The organism is Flavobacterium sp. CG_9.1 (genome assembly GCF_015751645.1).
GTDB classification, from domain to species: domain Bacteria; phylum Bacteroidota; class Bacteroidia; order Flavobacteriales; family Flavobacteriaceae; genus Flavobacterium; species Flavobacterium xanthum.
The window spans coordinates 35031-48689 of the sequence record NZ_JADOVC010000013.1; the positions used below are offsets into that span (position 1 = coordinate 35031).

Annotated in this window: 14 protein-coding genes, 1 tRNA gene and 1 pseudogene; 7 read left to right on the plus strand and 9 right to left on the minus strand. The window is 32.4% G+C overall.

All coding sequences use genetic code 11. From position 1 onward, the window contains the following. Positions 1–336 precede the first annotated feature (336 nt). From IWX83_RS08710 to IWX83_RS08725, 4 genes are all read left to right on the plus strand, one after another. Positions 337–837, plus strand: coding sequence for a GNAT family N-acetyltransferase (locus tag IWX83_RS08710; RefSeq protein WP_196829073.1), 501 nt, complete (start codon positions 337–339; stop codon positions 835–837). 133 nt (positions 838–970) lie between these two features. Next, positions 971–2065 (plus strand): efflux RND transporter periplasmic adaptor subunit, encoded by a 1095-nt coding sequence (locus IWX83_RS08715; protein WP_196829075.1) that lies wholly within the window; start codon positions 971–973, stop codon positions 2063–2065. Then, on the plus strand, positions 2065–3321 hold the full coding sequence (locus tag IWX83_RS08720) for an FtsX-like permease family protein (protein WP_073354149.1): 1257 nt from the start codon (positions 2065–2067) through the stop codon (positions 3319–3321). The genes IWX83_RS08715 and IWX83_RS08720 overlap by 1 nt, the downstream gene beginning before the upstream one ends. Positions 3322–3323: 2 nt before the next feature. Continuing rightward, positions 3324–4004: an ABC transporter ATP-binding protein gene (locus IWX83_RS08725; protein WP_073354147.1), complete on the plus strand. Its 681-nt coding sequence runs from the start codon at positions 3324–3326 to the stop codon at positions 4002–4004. Positions 4005–4010: 6 nt separating this feature from the next. Here the strand turns inward: IWX83_RS08725 and IWX83_RS08730 are convergent, their stop codons facing one another. The 4 genes from IWX83_RS08730 to IWX83_RS08745 all read right to left on the minus strand — a co-directional run bounded on the left by IWX83_RS08730 (position 4011) and on the right by IWX83_RS08745 (position 7527). After that, complete coding sequence (locus tag IWX83_RS08730; protein ID WP_073354145.1) at positions 4011–4580, minus strand: pentapeptide repeat-containing protein; 570 nt, start codon at positions 4578–4580, stop codon at positions 4011–4013. A 101-nt stretch (positions 4581–4681) separates the two neighbouring features. Continuing rightward, positions 4682–5116 (minus strand): DUF6526 family protein, encoded by a 435-nt coding sequence (locus IWX83_RS08735; protein WP_073354143.1) that lies wholly within the window; start codon positions 5114–5116, stop codon positions 4682–4684. A gap of 60 nt (positions 5117–5176) precedes the next feature. Beyond that, on the minus strand, positions 5177–7009 hold the full coding sequence (locus IWX83_RS08740; protein ID WP_231379901.1) for an adenylate/guanylate cyclase domain-containing protein: 1833 nt from the start codon (positions 7007–7009) through the stop codon (positions 5177–5179). A gap of 74 nt (positions 7010–7083) precedes the next feature. Further along, a complete protein-coding gene (locus IWX83_RS08745) occupies positions 7084–7527 on the minus strand; it encodes a hypothetical protein (protein ID WP_073354140.1) in 444 nt (147 codons plus the stop codon). A 370-nt stretch (positions 7528–7897) separates the two neighbouring features. Between IWX83_RS08745 and IWX83_RS08750 the strand changes: the two genes are divergently transcribed. Continuing rightward, the gene (locus IWX83_RS08750) at positions 7898–8788 is read left to right on the plus strand and encodes a YitT family protein (protein ID WP_073354138.1); all 891 of its coding nucleotides are present in this window, start codon (positions 7898–7900) and stop codon (positions 8786–8788) included. Positions 8789–8916: 128 nt separating this feature from the next. Next, positions 8917–9960: an NAD(P)-dependent alcohol dehydrogenase gene (locus IWX83_RS08755; RefSeq protein WP_073354137.1), complete on the plus strand. Its 1044-nt coding sequence runs from the start codon at positions 8917–8919 to the stop codon at positions 9958–9960. A gap of 299 nt (positions 9961–10259) precedes the next feature. On the opposite strand, the gene IWX83_RS08760 is transcribed toward IWX83_RS08755, so the two are convergent. From IWX83_RS08760 to IWX83_RS08780, 5 genes and pseudogenes are all read right to left on the minus strand, one after another. Beyond that, a tRNA-Tyr gene (locus IWX83_RS08760) sits at positions 10260–10340 on the minus strand. Positions 10341–10514: 174 nt separating this feature from the next. After that, a pseudogene (locus IWX83_RS08765) lies at positions 10515–10901 on the minus strand (TlpA family protein disulfide reductase); the annotation flags it as partial. Positions 10902–10919: 18 nt separating this feature from the next. After that, entirely contained in the window at positions 10920–11678 is a 759-nt protein-coding gene (locus IWX83_RS08770; protein ID WP_073354134.1) for a DUF4369 domain-containing protein, read from the minus strand. A gap of 453 nt (positions 11679–12131) precedes the next feature. Continuing rightward, a complete protein-coding gene (locus IWX83_RS08775) occupies positions 12132–12572 on the minus strand; it encodes a KTSC domain-containing protein (protein WP_073354133.1) in 441 nt (146 codons plus the stop codon). Positions 12573–12745: 173 nt separating this feature from the next. Next, positions 12746–12991: a hypothetical protein gene (locus IWX83_RS08780; protein ID WP_073354131.1), complete on the minus strand. Its 246-nt coding sequence runs from the start codon at positions 12989–12991 to the stop codon at positions 12746–12748. A 90-nt stretch (positions 12992–13081) separates the two neighbouring features. Here IWX83_RS08780 and IWX83_RS08785 point away from each other — a divergent pair, with 90 nt between their 5' ends. Further along, on the plus strand, positions 13082–13627 hold the full coding sequence (locus tag IWX83_RS08785; RefSeq protein ID WP_196829079.1) for a hypothetical protein: 546 nt from the start codon (positions 13082–13084) through the stop codon (positions 13625–13627). The last annotated feature ends 32 nt before the right edge of the window (positions 13628–13659 follow it).

Below are 13659 nucleotides of genomic sequence, written 5' to 3' on the forward strand. Positions count from 1 at the left end.
TATAGTACTTATAAAACTAATTGGATTAGTTCCATATTTTTAGAAGAGAACTAGCGTCAAAAACGAGCACTTTTTTTAAATAAGTGTAAAAATCGAAATGCAAGGATTATAAAATAAGCAGCAAATGTCATTTTTGTGGCGTGTACTTTCAGCGATTGAAATGTGATTCTAAATGGTTAAATTTAAAATTGAGACTAGCAACTTGTAATCGAATTGTCGACCACCAACTTAAGATTTTAAATACCACAGGAAAACCAAATGCAGTTGCAAAATTTTATACTTTCACAACAAAAGCAAAGCTGCTTTAAACTTAATTAATCCGCTACTTCTATTACAATGTTATCAATATCTGAAGCTACTTTTACTGATTTTAAAACGATTCAAGACATCGCAACTAAAACTTGGCCTGTCACCTATGGTAGTATTTTGTCAAAGGAACAGATTCATTATATGCTTGATTTGTTCTATTCCGAAAAAGCTTTACTCGAAAATTTAAACCAAAAAGGACATCTTTTTCTATTGGTAGAGGAAGATGGAGTTTGTCTTGGATTTGCTTCTTATGAACACCGTTATTTAAACCAAGAAGTAACAAGGCTCCATAAAATTTACTTGCTTCCGGAAGCTCAAGGAAAAGGAGCAGGGAAGTTCTTGATTGATACAATTGAAAATTTAGCAAGACAAAATCATTCGGTTGCTATTTCTTTGAATGTCAATAAATTTAACAAAGCACTCTCTTTTTACAAAAAAATAGGTTTTGAAATCGTCGCCGAGGAAGATATTGAGTTAGGGTATGGCGGTTATAAAATGGAAGACTACAAAATGGAAAAAGCGCTGTAGGTTAACGTTTTCTTATTCCTACGCATTTATTTTTGTATGTAATTAGTACCTAAAAAATTTACTTAAAAATAGATAATTTCGTATATTTATAGCAATAATAGACCATAATCTATCAAGTTAAATTAGAAACGAAATGAGTTTTAAATTACGACTACTATTTTACCTACTAGCTTTTAGTTTTGTTTCTTGTTCTAAAGAAGAAACGGAAAAAATTAAGCCAACCATTGGAGAAGTGACCGAAAGTGTCTATGCATCTGGCGTTATCAAAGCGGATGGCCAGTATACTGTTTATTCCACTGTAAACGGAACATTATTAAAAGTAAATGTTGTTGCGGGTCAATCTATTAGCAAAGGACAACGACTATTTGAGTTGGAAAGCGAAAAAGCGGAACTGAACACTGAAAATGCACGACTGGCTTACCAATTAAGTTTAGAAAGCAGCCGCTATATTCAAGATAAAATGGCTGAAATGGAAATGAAAGTTCAGTCTGCTAGAGATAAATTAACGGTAGACGAATCCATTTACCGCCGAAATAAAAATGTCATAAACCAAGGTGGGATTTCAGAAGTTGATTTTGAAAGAATCGAATTAGCGTTTAAAAGTTCGAAAATCAATTATGAATCGACTAAAAAACAATTGACGCAACTTAGAGCTCAATTGAAAAATGATCAAAGTAAAAATGCGATTAACTTACAACTCAATCAAAAATCTCAAAATGATTTCAGTATTAAGAGTGCGTTCTCAGGACAGTTATTTGATGTTTTGGTAAAAGAAGGGGCTTTGGTTACACCTCAAATTGCCTTAGCGATAATAGGTCAAGCCAATTCTTTTTTGTTGGAGTTGGAAGTTGACGAAAATGATATGGTTCGCATACAAACAGGTCAGAAAGTTCTTGTAACGATGGACAGTTACAAAGGAAAAGTTTTTGATGCAATTATTGATAAAATTTATCCCATCATGGATGAGCGTTCCCGTACTTTTAAAATCGAAGCCCATTTCATGAAACCACCTTTAAAACTCTATCCAAATCTTACAGCAGAAGCTAATATTATTATTCAAACCAAGAAAAATACCATTACCATTCCAAAACTGTTCTTAATTGAAGGTAAATATGTTTTAGTAAATAAAGATGAAAAAAGAGCAGTAAAAACAGGTCTGAGCGATTATCAGAAAGTAGAAATAGTATCGGGATTAAATGCGGATGAAATGATTTACAAACCTCAATAATGAACTTTAAACTTATTTTAAATATTGCATTTCATTTGCTTCAAGCTCGTTTAAAGCAAACCATTGTTGCGGCAGTTGGAGTAACTTTTAGCATTGCTATGTTTATTGCTTTAGTGAGTTTTATGAATGGACTCAATGATTTATTAGATGGATTAATGCTCAACAGAACACCACATGTGCTGTTGTATAATGAAATAAAGCCTTCAGAAAATCAACCTATTTTTTTGTCAAAAGAATTTAAGAACAAAACCAATTTTATACGTTCTATAAAACCAAAAGATATTGGTAAGTCCATCTACAACAGCAAAACAATTATAGCTGTTTTAAAAAAAGATACCCGGGTTATAGATGTTGCGCCAAAAGTGACTTCCCCTGTTTTTTTTAATTCTGGAACAATCGAAATCAGTGGTGTAATTAACGGCATTGATGTGCTTTCTGAAGAAAAATTATTTAAAATAAGTGATTATATAGTAGACGGTAATGTGACGGATTTGCTTCAGAACAATAGTATTATTATAGGAAAGGGTTTGTCTGATAAAATGTTACTTTCCAAGGGTGATATAATTAAAATTACCACCTCCAAAGGAAATCTAGCTTCGCTAAAAATCGTTGGTATTTCTGAAATTGGAATTGCGGAGATTGATAATGTAATGAGTTATACCTCATTGGCTACAGCTCAAAAAATAGTGGGAGAATCTACGAATTACATCACGGATATTCAGATAAATTTATACGATAGGACTTCCGCGCCTGCTGTCGCAAAAGAGTTTAGGAATACCTTCAATCTTGATACAATTGATTATCAAACAGCCAATTCTCAGTTTGAAACTGGAAGTACAGTGCGAAGTATTATCTCCTATGCCGTTGGTGTTGTTTTACTTATTGTTGCCGGTTTTGGAATTTATAATATTCTGAACATGATGATTTATGAAAAAATGGATAGTATTGCCATTTTAAAAGCTACAGGATTTTCTGGTAATGATGTGCAATGGATTTTTATTTCACTTTCTATAATTATTGGACTTGCTGGTGGCTTATTTGGTTTATTATTTGGCTATATTTTCTCTTCGATTATCGATATTATTCCATTTGAAACCGCTTCGCTACCTACCGTGAAAACATATCCTATTAATTACAATCCACTGTATTATGGAATTGGGATTACTTTTGCTTTATTCACAACAACTATTGCTGGACTTTTTCCTGCGCTAAAAGCCAGTAAAATAGATCCAGTTGAAATTATCAGGGGAAAATAGAGATGGAAAATAATGTTATATTAGAGACAAAAGGCTTGAGTAAATATTTTTACGATCCCGTAAAATTTCAGGTCTTAAAAGAAATTGAAATGCGTATCAATTATGGTGAATTTGTGTCAATAGTAGGCAAGTCTGGTTGTGGGAAATCGACTTTATTATACTTGCTCTCCACGATGGATACAGCGTACGACGGTCAAATTTACATTCATAACCAACTTGTAACAGGAAAGACAGATCGAGAATTAGCCTTGATCCGAAATGAAAAAATAGGTTTTGTATTTCAGTTTCATTATTTATTGGCAGAATATAATGTTCTAAAAAATGTCATGCTTCCAGGGATGAAATTAGGTAAATATTCAGATCAAGAACTAGAAAATCGTGCGATGAAGCATTTAAAAACGCTCGATATGGAAGATCAAGCACTGAAAATGCCCAATCAGTTAAGCGGTGGTCAAAAGCAACGGGTGGCAATTGCTCGCGCATTGATTAATGATCCTTTGATAATAATGGGGGATGAGCCGACTGGGAATTTAGACAAGAAAAATAGTGACTTGGTATTTGATATTTTTAATAGGCTTACCCAGGAAGAAAATCAGACTTTATTAGTAGTTACACATGACACTGATTTTGCTAATAGGACCACAAGAATTATTACCATGGAAGATGGAAAAATAATTTCTTAAGCAGATTTATTCAACTACAATATCATGTTTGTATAATAATCCTTTCAGCCCTTCTGTAGAAAAAAAAGCTTTCTTTAACTTTGTTATTTTGGGATCAATTGTGTAATTATAGCTAGTTTTAAAATCAGCTTTGTTGGCAATTGCTTTTGCAAATTCGGAACGGTATAAATCACAATTTTCAAAAAGGACTTCAGTTAAATCTGTTCCCATAAAATCTACCGCTATAAGGCTACAATTGATAAAAGAGGTTCCTTTTAGTTTTAGCGTATAAAATTTAGAGAAATCCAAAGTACAATTGTTAAAGGCGATTTCGAAAATTAATTTATCGCACATCGAAAAATTAACGTCTTTGATTATACAACGATTGAAAGTGACGGTTCTAAAAGCTACGTAATTAATTTTTGCATCGCTAAAAACACAATCAGTAAAAGTGCAATCAATAAAAGTTACTGCTACGAAAACACAGCTGGAAAAATTACAATTGGTAAACGTACAGCACTCAAATTCCTTAAAATTGACTTCTTCCTCGCTATAAGTAATCTTACTGTATTCAATATCTAGAAAATATGCTGGCATTTAGGAGTTTTAAATTCGAGTTTGTATGGAGAGAATTTGCAACAAAGTAACAAAATTCTAAACCGTCATTCTGGATAAATTTGTAGTATTATTTTAGAATATTAAACTCTCTCGTAGTCTCCTTTCCAATGTTGAATCGCTTTTTTGATTTCTTTTCCTGAAATATTTTCATTGAGTGCTCTTTGCATTAATGCTATAAACTCCATGTCAGGTGCAAAGCGTAAAGCAAATAATTGATCATCATTTAGTTGATGTTCAAAATCCTCTAATCTTTTGCCTGTTATAGAAAAATAACGGTACCTCATTTCCAAACGTACAATTCGGTTTTGTAGCGTTAGTGCGTAATGTTGTCGTAACATAAAGGCAAGGCAAAAAAGGACTATAAAAATAATGCTGATAAAAGCCCAAAGGAGTTGATCCTGAGTGGTAAAGGTAAAGTAGATGCTGAAACCCAATAAAGTCATAATTATTGGATAATAGACAAAATGATGTGGAGGATAGAACTTAATGTGATTTTTATAGGATTGAGTTTCCATTTTATTTTTTTTTAAAGGTACTCAAAACTAACTATTTTTATAAACTTTAATGATTATAAACTAAAATTCGTTAGGATCATTAAGGACAAGTTCATTTGTGAAGGTATAATTTTTAAGAGAATTCAAAGGATCATTTACAAAGTACATTTTCATCATTCCTTTGTTTTTTACTTCAATTTCCCCTCTGTATTTGCAATCAAAATCATTTTTAATAATGTTATATGTAAAATCGGATATGTTTATTTTTCCAGCTTCTGAGTTAGATTCCATACGGGAGGCGATATTCACAGTATCACCCCAAATGTCGTAAGAGAATTTTTTTATGCCGACCACTCCTGCAACTAAAGGACCTGTATTGATTCCGATGCGAATTTCAAAACGAGTTTGATTCTCTGAATTCACATTTTTTGAAGCTTCTACAAATTGGGCGATTTCCAGTGCTGCAAGTACTATTTTATGAGCATGATCTTTAGTAGGGAAGGGCAGTCCTCCTGCGCACATATAGGCATCCCCAACGGTTTTAATCTTTTCTAAATTGTATTTATCCATTATTGTGTCAAATTTTGAAAAATAAAAATCAATGCTTTCTACTAATTTCTCAGGAGATAAATTTTCAGAATACTTTGTAAATCCTTCAAAATCAGCAAATAAAACGGTAACAGAGTCGAACTTTTTAGCTTGAACTTTTCCGCTTCGTTTTAGTTCAAGCGCAGTTTCTTCCGGGAGAATATTCAAAAGTAATTGGTTAGAACGATTTTTTTCTTCTTCAATAATACCATTCGTTTTTTTAATAAATTTATATCGTCTATAAAAACCTATGGTAATAATTAAGATTAGCAATAAAGAGATTGCTGAAGCATAAATGATATTTTGTTGTTTTTTCTCTTTTAATTTCTGAATTTCTGAATCCTTCTCGAGTAGGTCTACTTCAATTTGCTTTTGGGAAACCTCATAATTTGTCCTTATGTCAGCCATTTGCTGAACGGATTTTAGATTAGTGATACTATCCCGATAAGCAATATGATTTTTATAGAATTTAAGGGATTCTTTTGGGTTTTTGGCTATTTGATAGAGTTCAGAAATTTTTAGATTCGAATTGCTAATTTGTTCCTTTAATCCATATTGTTCTGCCAGTTGCAGACTACGCTTCGCATAACGAAGCGCTGCAGGCCAATTATTCTGCATCAGGTAGATGTCAGACATGCATAACAAATAGTCTGAAATGGCATAATAGTCTTTTAACTCTTCTAGAATATTTATGGCTTTTGTAATGTAAGACTTAGCAAGCTCACTTTTGCCTATTTTGGCATAGACCATTCCAATATTTCCCAAAGTGTATGCCGTGCCACTTGAATAATTAATCTTCTTAAAAATAGCACCAGCCTCTTCAAAATTGGTTAAAGCTAAACCAAATTTTTTGTTCTTCGAATATTCATCTCCAGCGTTCAATAGTGCACTAGCTAGAGATATGGAATCATTGGACTTTCGTAGCAATTGTGTGGACTTATTATAGTAAATTTCGGCATTATTGGAGTTTCCCATTACGGAGTATACATCTGCTATTGCCATGTATGATATTCCTTCTCCATTGATCGACTTCGCTTTAATCGCTGCTTTTCCCCCATTGAAAAAATCGTTTAAAGCTTCGTTTAAATTTCCTATTAGTCTATTTTTAGTCCCTTTTTGATAATATCCTCGATACAGATATAAGTTGTTTTTCTCTAATTTTGATAATGTAATTAATTCATCTGCGTAGTGTATTGATAACTCTAAATTATTCACTTCATTAAATGATAAATTCCGCAGTAATTCTAATTTTTCCGTATTTACAAGTTCATTTGTTTGATAAATTTTCAAAAGGCTATCAGCCACTTTTTGATTCTGAGCCCGCATAATTAAGTTCAGAAAAAGTGAAAAAACAACCAGAAATAAGATTTTGACAAAAATTGTGAGATCTTTTGCAAGTATCATGGGTTTGCCGCTAATTTTGGATCGATTTGGAAAGATTTAAAGGTATTCCCATTGTCATAAATACTAAAATGAATACTGTATTTATCTATTTTGTTAAGCAAATTGGAATCATCTTTAACCTTAGCTGTTATATTGCCTGACCTCCCGCCAGTCCCTTTAATTGTTGATGAATCAAAAAAATTGACATCACTAAAATTTGGTTCATAAACGATGCTGTCAATCGACACTGAAAATCCAGTATCGCTTGTCAAACCTATCCATCTCACATCTTGGTTGATATAAACAGTAGACTTAAAGTCCTCTAAAGTGCCATTTGCAGAACTTCCGGAGTTATCATCTGATAGCGAACATTTAGCATTTATATCAGCTGGAGAAGGGTTATTCATCGTGTAAAGACTATTCGCTTGAACAGTCAATGCAATTACTACTTTTTTGCCCATAATTAATATATTTATTAGTTAATAATATTAATTTAATTAGACCAATTTAGAATGAGGCAGAGCAGTTAAGATATTGATTTTTAGTATTTTGTTCTATTTATTATATCAAATTTAGTTTATTTTTTGCAGATTTTATTCAATTTATCTTGTTTTGATTTGTAGTGGAATGGAGAGAATGTAAAAAATAGGAATCGAATTCTCACAGGAAGGAGTACAATTAAATGGAATCAAAAGCAATCCTATTTATTTAGAGAAGTTAAAAAACACAAATAATTGAATAAATATAAATTACAACTGTTTATTAACCAATTAATTAAGCTTATTTTGTTACTTTAGTAAAGCGAATGGATTATAATTAAAATAAATCCTTATGATTACTGATCACAATTCAATCAACTGGAAAAAAATTTTTTATTTTAAAAATATTATTTTAAATTTAGTAGGAGTAGCCTTGATAACCTTAGCATTAAAGGGATTTATGATACCTAATAAATTTTTGGATGGCGGTATAATTGGTATTGCAATTTTAGTTCATGAAATTACCAAATGGCCTTTTGGGATTTTAGTATTAGTATTTAATATTCCTTTTTTATTTATCGGGAAGCAAATGCTGGGTAAAACTTTTGCTATTCAAAGTTTCCTTACTTTTTTGCTGATTGCTTTAAGTATGACTTTTTTTAATGTTGCTCCCGTCACGTCAGACCCACTATTGATTGCTTTATTTGGTGGTTGTCTTATTGGTGTGGGCATGGGTTTGTGTATTCGTAGTGGTTCGACAGCTGATGGCGTAGAAATAATAGCACTATTGACAACTAAAAAAATTGGTCTCAATGTATCAGAGGTCATTTTCGCCATGAATACGTTATTGTTTCTCGCAGCAGCCTATTCTTTTGGTATTTCTACGGCACTGTATTCTATTGTAACTTATTTTTCAGCTATAAAGTCGCTAGATTATATTTCTCACGGATTAGAGCAGTACACTTCATTACACATCATCTCTTCTAAAAGTGAATTAATAAAATCGTTAATCGTACAAAAGTTAGGAAAAGGAATTACTATTATCAAGGGCGAAAGAGGCTATTTACCAGATAATTTCGACATCAAAAAAGATTGTGATATCATTGTCACTGTAGTTACCCGACTCGAGCTTTTGCGAATCAAGGAGGAAATTAGTAAACTAGATCCCCATGCATTTATGTTTATTCAATACATTAAAGAGGCTAGCGGTGGAATTTTAAGGAATGGCAATAAACACAGCTAATACTCCAGAATGTTGTATCTGCAGCACTTGATCTCAAATTCAAAAAAAACGGAAAGAAGTGGGAATTATATAAAATCTTTAAATCGAGAGCTACAATATATTTCATAATTTTATAAAAAATAATAAATATGATACCAACGAAAGGATACGCAGTAAAAGATTCTAAAACAGATTTAGCTCCTTGGAACTTTGAAAGACGTGAAGTAGGACCGCATGATGTTCAATTTGACATTCAGTTTTGCGGTGTTTGCCATAGTGATCTTCACCAAATAAAAGACGATTGGGGAGGAGCTATTTACCCGATGGTTCCTGGACATGAGATCGTAGGGAAAGTGATAAAAGTAGGTAGCCATGTCAAAAAGTTTAAAATTGGAGATTTAGCTGGTACAGGTTGCTTGGTAGATTCTTGTAGAACCTGTGAAAACTGTCAGGAAGGACTAGAGCAGTTTTGTTTAAATGGAAGTACGGCAACCTATAATGCTTTAGGACAAGATGGAAAAACACCTACTTATGGTGGCTATTCTAACACGATCGTGGTACATGAAGATTTTGTATTACGCGTTTCTGAAAAATTAGATTTAGCCGCTGTAGCACCGTTGCTTTGTGCTGGAATAACAACCTATTCTCCACTGAAGCATTGGAAAGTAGGAAAGGGTCATAAGTTAGCTGTTTTAGGACTAGGTGGGCTAGGACACATGGCTGTTAAATTTGGTGTGGCCTTTGGTGCTGAAGTTACCGTTTTGAGTACGTCTCCCGAAAAAGAAGCAGATGCAAAAAAACTCGGCGCTCACAAGTTTATTGTGACCAAAGATGCAGAACAACTAAAAAGTGCCACTGGATATTTTGATTTTATTCTTGATACTGTTTCTGCGCCACATGATTTAAATTTATATTTGTCCTTATTAAGAGTAAATGGTGTGCATATATGTGTGGGCGTACCACCAACACCTTATGAAATTCATGCTTTTAGCTTAATTGGTGGTAGAAAAAGTCTAGCAGGATCTTTGATTGGCGGTTTGCCTGAAACTCAGGAAATGCTGGATTACTGCGCTGAGAATGGAATTGTTTCAGAAATTGAAATGATTGATATCAAAAATATTAATGATGCTTACGACCGCATGATAAAAGGGGATGTACGGTATCGCTTTGTAATTGATATGGCGACTTTGTAATAGACAGTACGTATCTAACTAAATCCCTATCATTTTTAAATGATAGGGATTTTTTTATGTCGTATCCCTTAAATTCTCTAATACGAGTGAAAACTAATAGAACTACTTAAACTAAATTTCTTTTGGCCACTATAGTAAAAAGTAAATTCCAAATGTGAGAGTGCATAATGACTTAGTAGTAACGGACTATTTAATTTTAAAAGTCATGCAGACAAGTAAGTCAGACAATGACAATCAGGGGCTAATTTTGATTAAGTAGTGCTATAAAAAAAACGCTGCAATTACTTGCAGCGTTTTAGTGGGGAGAGCAGGATTCGAACCTGCGAAGTTTACACAGCAGATTTACAGTCTGCCCTCGTTGGCCGCTTGAGTATCTCCCCAAGACTCAATAAGCATTGCTTATTGTGCTAACCGGGTGCAAATATAGAAACAGTTTTGAAGTTTCCAAACTAAATTTGCACTTAATTTTAGTATTATTTTTAATGTATTGGTATTGAATAAAATATAAAAATCTCCACTAGGGAGATTTTTATATTTTCTATCAAAGAAGTTGTTTATTTTGCTAAAAGTTCTACTATTTTAGCTCGAAGCGCATCACCTCTCAAATCTTTTGCGACTACATGTCCTGAAGCATCTAAAATAAAAGTAGCAGGAATAGATTCCACTTTGTATTGTGCTGCAATGGGTTCATCCCAAAATTTTAAATTTGAAACTTGGTTCCAAGTTAATTTATCTTTTGCAATGGCTTCTTTCCAAGCTTTGGCATCTTTATCTAAAGAAACACCAATAATGTTTAGCCCTTTGCTGTGTAATTCTTTATAAAGTGCTACAACATTTGGGTTTTCTTGACGGCATGGACCACACCAAGATGCCCAGAAATCAATTATTGTTACCTTACCTAAACTTTCTTTTAAAGATATTATTTTTCCTTCCGGATTAGGAGCGGAAAAATCGGCTCTTCATTTACCGTCCGTTGTTGGGGCAGTTGCTCCAACAGCCGCAGGTGCTTTGATTTCAGCTAGTTTAGTTTTGATGGCTAAGCCTGGTTTTGTCTTTTTCAATGACTCCTCTAATCCGTTGTATAATTTTTCAGATTTTGCAACATCAGCTGTTGGGTCATTTAACATTCCTTGAATAATTAAAGCTGAAATAAATGATTTTGGATGCGTTTCAGCATAAGTAACATATTTTGCTTTTGAAGCTACACCAACTTCTTCTTGAATCTTTGCAAATTCTTTCATCAAACCATTGATAACAACAGTATCTTTAGTTTGTTGTGCAGCATTCATAGCTTCCATATTTTTATTTTGAAAATCCATTAGTTTCTTTTGAACTTTAGTGATTTCCTCATTGAAAGTTACATACTCATCATTATTGTAAGTTCCTGATACTTTCGATTTTTGAATACTATCTTTATTAATAGCAATAGTTACTTCGCCATTTTCTAATATAAAAGGTATTTTAGCTTGCGCTCCTTCTAATTGAATAGTGTAAAATGAAGGTTCAGTTATTGTTCCTTTCATTTCAAATTTCCCATTTTCAACTTTTACAGTATCTTTTGGTAACATCATTCCCGTTGCATCTTGTGTTTCTAAGATAATTGTTTTACCATTTTCAATTCCTGTTGCAGTTCCTGAAATGATGTACTCGTCTTTGCCAACTTTGTTACAAGAAATTAAAACAACAGTTGCCGAAAGTAATAGAATTATTTTTTTCATTATTAATTAGTTAATTGAGTTAAGTCTGCAAAAGTATTTAAAAAATATAAAATATAATTCATTTTAGAACCTAAATTTTTGTTATAATTTATAATTATTTATGTATCGTTTAGAATGAATTGATTAGCCAGTTTTAGATGCTGTCCGTTGTTAATAATAACACTTACAACCATTACCAATGGTAGAAGTTACATATTTTAATGGAGCGGTAAAAAAGATTTAATACTGAAAACTGAATCTGTTTTGGTATGATTTGTTCGTTGTTGAATCGGTAAAAACAGCATTTTTTTAAAAGGATCATAAATAGTGATGCCGAAACATTTTAAAAGGTGTCCGTAGTATCAATCGAAGTAAAAATTCTTTAAAAAAGTAATAGTAGAAGAAAAGAAGTGCTTTGAAGTCAAAAAAAAAGCATCCTATTAAGGATGCTTTTAAATTTTATGTGGTAAAGAATTAATCTTGATTGATTGTTTTTCTCCAAGTAAACGAATTCAGAATGTGTCTTTTCGCAAATCTACCAGGAGAATCAGCGTTGACCATTTTTACGTAAGTTGCTTTAGGAACACTTATGTATTCGTAAACACTACCGTTTGAGAAATTGATGATTAATCTTCCTTCAACAAACTTATAGTCTGAAATTGTAGCTGTTGCTATTGTTTCAGTATATTCTGGTAAGTTTAATTTCAATGTTTCAGGATTGATGCTAACCAAGAAATGATAAGCTTCAATGATTTTTTTACTATTTTCTTCAGCAGCTTTCAATCCAGCTTCATCGCCCTGAAATTTATCAGGATGCGCTTCTTTCATCGCATTACGATAAATCGTTTTCAAATCTTTTAGCTCTGCAGTTTTGTCTACATTTAGCAGTTTGCGGTATTCAACTATTTTTTTCATAAATAAGGTAACTACTTGTCTTTTACTATAAAATCAATATAATTTGATTTCAAAATCGACAAATTTTTTGCAAAGGTACACTTTTTTTTATTTTTTTGGTTTATGACCAACAAATTTTAAAAAAAAGTCTTTTCTAAGGGTTGGATTTCAAAGAATTAAAACTCTTAAACAGGCTACTGTTGTGGCTTATTATTTGCTTTATCGAAATTTTTTGATTTTTTTGGATATTTGTTGTGGCTGATATCGCTAGGATTTTCGATGATGGATTTTATAGTTATCCAATCTCCTACAGTATATTTTGTAGCCATTTGGTAGTCTAAAAGATATTGTCCACAAAAAAAGTTGTTATTTTCATCTTTTTCCATGATTCCGGTATAAACCCCTTTTTGCAACATTCTTTCTTCAGAAGCTTTAGTCATAATAATTTTTTTAAAGTAAATCTTGTCGGCAAAGTTAATCAATTATAGTTTGTCTTGCTAGGATTTGCGCTTTCTGATTATCTTTGCTTGATGGAAAAGTTTTTTCGCCCCAACCCAAATTCTTTTAAAAATACTTTTTGTGTATTTAGTGAAATGCCTGTAGAGACTGTCAATGGCATGAAACTGCAATACGATAGTAAGTCGGGAAGTAAGTATTATTATACTAATTTAGGAATGTATCGTGTATCCAATCATTGGGGACGATTAGCAAATAGCAAATGGCGTTTAGAGCCATTAGACCCAGCAACTCCCTCTAAAATTAAATTAGGTTTCGCTCCTTGGGACCACTTTTATCCAGATAATGCTTTGGAAGAACTCTATTATTTAGAAGTAAATTTCTCAAATAAAACCGTTAATTATCAGCATAAAAACAATCCAAACTATGATAAAAAAGCAATTTTGCGAACTAGTTTTGAAACTACCAAGCGCATCAAACAAGTTCGAAATTTACTTACTTTAACGTCGTGGGCTCGATATTTTGATTGTAATGATATTGATCTTTTGAGACAACAAATCATCAATGAACTCCTCTTTACTACTAAAACATTAGAAGAAATAAAAAAAGAATTTCACTGATGTTAGTTCTGACAGTATTGTTTGCTATTTTT

Bases quoted from the DNA above. Each gene is read 5' to 3' on its own strand.
- IWX83_RS08740 (WP_231379901.1), bottom strand. From the start codon at position 7,009: ATGCGGGCTCAGAATCAAAAAGTGGCTGATAGCCTTTTGAAAATTTAT.
- IWX83_RS08780 (WP_073354131.1), bottom strand. From the start codon at position 12,991: ATGACTAAAGCTTCTGAAGAAAGAATGTTGCAAAAAGGGGTTTATACC.
- IWX83_RS08730 (WP_073354145.1), bottom strand. From the start codon at position 4,580: ATGCCAGCATATTTTCTAGATATTGAATACAGTAAGATTACTTATAGC.
- IWX83_RS08770 (WP_073354134.1), bottom strand. From the start codon at position 11,678: ATGAAAAAAATAATTCTATTACTTTCGGCAACTGTTGTTTTAATTTCT.
- IWX83_RS08710 (WP_196829073.1), top strand. From the start codon at position 337: ATGTTATCAATATCTGAAGCTACTTTTACTGATTTTAAAACGATTCAA.
- IWX83_RS08775 (WP_073354133.1), bottom strand. From the start codon at position 12,572: ATGAAAAAAATAGTTGAATACCGCAAACTGCTAAATGTAGACAAAACT.
- IWX83_RS08755 (WP_073354137.1), top strand. From the start codon at position 8,917: ATGATACCAACGAAAGGATACGCAGTAAAAGATTCTAAAACAGATTTA.
- IWX83_RS08745 (WP_073354140.1), bottom strand. From the start codon at position 7,527: ATGGGCAAAAAAGTAGTAATTGCATTGACTGTTCAAGCGAATAGTCTT.
- IWX83_RS08715 (WP_196829075.1), top strand. From the start codon at position 971: ATGAGTTTTAAATTACGACTACTATTTTACCTACTAGCTTTTAGTTTT.
- IWX83_RS08750 (WP_073354138.1), top strand. From the start codon at position 7,898: ATGATTACTGATCACAATTCAATCAACTGGAAAAAAATTTTTTATTTT.
- IWX83_RS08735 (WP_073354143.1), bottom strand. From the start codon at position 5,116: ATGGAAACTCAATCCTATAAAAATCACATTAAGTTCTATCCTCCACAT.
- IWX83_RS08785 (WP_196829079.1), top strand. From the start codon at position 13,082: ATGGAAAAGTTTTTTCGCCCCAACCCAAATTCTTTTAAAAATACTTTT.
- IWX83_RS08725 (WP_073354147.1), top strand. From the start codon at position 3,324: ATGGAAAATAATGTTATATTAGAGACAAAAGGCTTGAGTAAATATTTT.
- IWX83_RS08720 (WP_073354149.1), top strand. From the start codon at position 2,065: ATGAACTTTAAACTTATTTTAAATATTGCATTTCATTTGCTTCAAGCT.